The organism is Mesorhizobium sp., from assembly GCF_017306585.1.
GTDB lineage: Bacteria > Pseudomonadota > Alphaproteobacteria > Rhizobiales > Rhizobiaceae > Mesorhizobium.
This window is the reverse complement of the sequence record NZ_JAFKIC010000002.1, coordinates 1-1,858: the sequence shown is the minus strand read 5'-3', so window position 1 is coordinate 1,858 and position 1,858 is coordinate 1. Positions and strand designations below refer to the sequence as shown.

The 1,858-nt window shown below is 59.8% G+C and carries 2 protein-coding genes and 1 pseudogene; all 3 read right to left on the bottom strand.

The features are described 5' to 3' along the window. A pseudogene (locus J0I79_RS00030) lies at nt 1-102 on the bottom strand (branched-chain amino acid ABC transporter permease LivH); the annotation flags it as partial. Nucleotides 103-437: 335 nt separating this feature from the next. Continuing rightward, nucleotides 438-1,439 carry a 4-hydroxyproline epimerase gene (locus J0I79_RS00025; protein WP_292854116.1) on the bottom strand — a complete coding sequence of 334 codons (1,002 nt, stop codon included), beginning with the start codon at nt 1,437-1,439 and terminating at the stop codon, nt 438-440. Nucleotides 1,440-1,454: 15 nt separating this feature from the next. After that, the coding region (locus J0I79_RS00020; RefSeq protein WP_292854114.1) for an FAD-binding oxidoreductase at nt 1,455-1,858 on the bottom strand (404 nt) is incomplete at its 5' end.

Genomic DNA, 1,858 nt, shown 5'->3' with positions numbered 1-1,858 from the left:
CATGCCGATGATGCCGTAGACCATCGTGTAGCCGATTGCGATCAGCCCATAGATCGATCCCAGCGTCAGCCCGTTGATAAGCTGCTGGACAAAGTACTGCATATGTACATGGCTCCCCTGGAATGTCGCCCATGCAGACGCATTCCTTTTCGTATTTCCCCTAGTCGTAAAGTTTCGAGCCCGGATTGCAACGTGATTTTTTTGATCGCCCTGCGTGTTTCCAATTCACGCCGTTGCGATCCCCCGTTTTTTGCACCCGACCCCTGGACTATCGCGGACCCTATCATTGGCATAACGCAATGTCTTTGACGATTCGACCTCATCATGCGCTTCGATTCGAAGAAACCACCGTCAAAATTAGGTGATGTGAAGATTCCTTGCGCCGCTGACAGAATTCCTTTTTATGTTTCCATGCCTTCCGTAACGTGATGAATCGGCTATTTGACGATGAATCCGTGCGCGAACGGATCGCGGTCGTCGATGAAGATCGTGTTCAGTCCCGTCATGCGCGCCCAGCCGCCGATCGAGGGGATGATCGCCGGCTTGCCAGCCACGGTGACATCCTTTTCAACCCTGCCCTTGAACAAGGAGCCGATGATCGATTCATGCACGAACGCGTCACCGGCTTTCAGCTTGCCCTTGGCATGAAGCTGCGCCATCCGCGCTGAGGTGCCGGTGCCGCAAGGTGAGCGATCGATCGCCTTGTCACCGTAGAAGACGGCGTTGCGCGCGTCGGCGCCTTCCACGGTCGGCTTGCCGGTCCACAGCATGTGCGACAGCCTGACGATGCCTGGATTTTCAGGATGCACGAAGCTGTATTTTTCATTGAGCCGCTGCCGCACCACCGGGCTCCAGGCGATGAGGTCGCCGGCGGAATGGTCTGCCATGTCGCGATAGTTCTTCTGCGGCTCGACGATGGCGTAGAAATTGCCGCCATAGGCGACGTCGACGGTGATTTCGCCGAGCTGCGGGCATTCGACCGTGAGCCCTTCGGCATAGAGGAACGACGGCACGTTGGTGATGCGGACTTCCTCGACATACTCGCCGACCTGCTTGTATTCGGCGACGACCAGTCCGGCTGGAGTGTCGAGCCGCAGCACGCCCGGCGTCTTCGGTTTGATCAGCCCATGTTCGATGGCCATCGTCACCGTGCCGATGGTGCCGTGCCCGCACATCGGCAGGCAGCCCGAGGTCTCGATGAACAGGATCGCGATGTCGCAGTCCTCGCGTGTCGGCGGATAGAGGATCGATCCCGACATCACGTCATGGCCGCGCGGCTCGAACATCAGCCCGGTGCGAATCCAGTCATATTCGGCGAGGAAGTGCGCCCGCCGTTCCATCATCGTCGAGCCCTGAAGCAACGGGCCGCCGCCGGCGACCAGCCGCACCGGATTGCCGCAGGTGTGGCCATCGATGCAGAAGAAGGATTTCTTGGCCATGACGCTCCTCGAAAATCAAAACCGTTGTGGACTGAAGGGGGCAAGATCGATCGACGAAGTCTGCCCCAGGACAAGTTCCCGGATCAACCGCCCGGTGGCGGCCGCCTGGGTCAGGCCGAGATGGCCATGGCCGAAGGCATAGACGATCGACCGTGATCCGGGCGCGTTGCCGATGACCGGCACAGAATCTGGCAGCGAGGGACGGAACCCCATCCATTCGCGCCCACCCGACGGATTTAGCCCCGGCAGGAATTTCTGGGCCTTCGCCAGCAGCGCTTTCGACCTGTTGTAATTTGGCGGGCGGTCGATGCCGCCAAGTTCGACGGCGCCGCCGACGCGCAGGCCGGTTTCGAGCGGCGTGACGACGAAGCCGTGGCCGGAGAAGATCAACTGCCGTTTCACTTCGAAAGCGCCAACCG

What these genes read in the sequence shown, in the direction of transcription:
- J0I79_RS00025 (WP_292854116.1), bottom strand. Translation starts at nt 1,439, where the DNA reads ATGGCCAAGAAATCCTTCTTCTGCATCGATGGCCACACCTGCGGCAAT.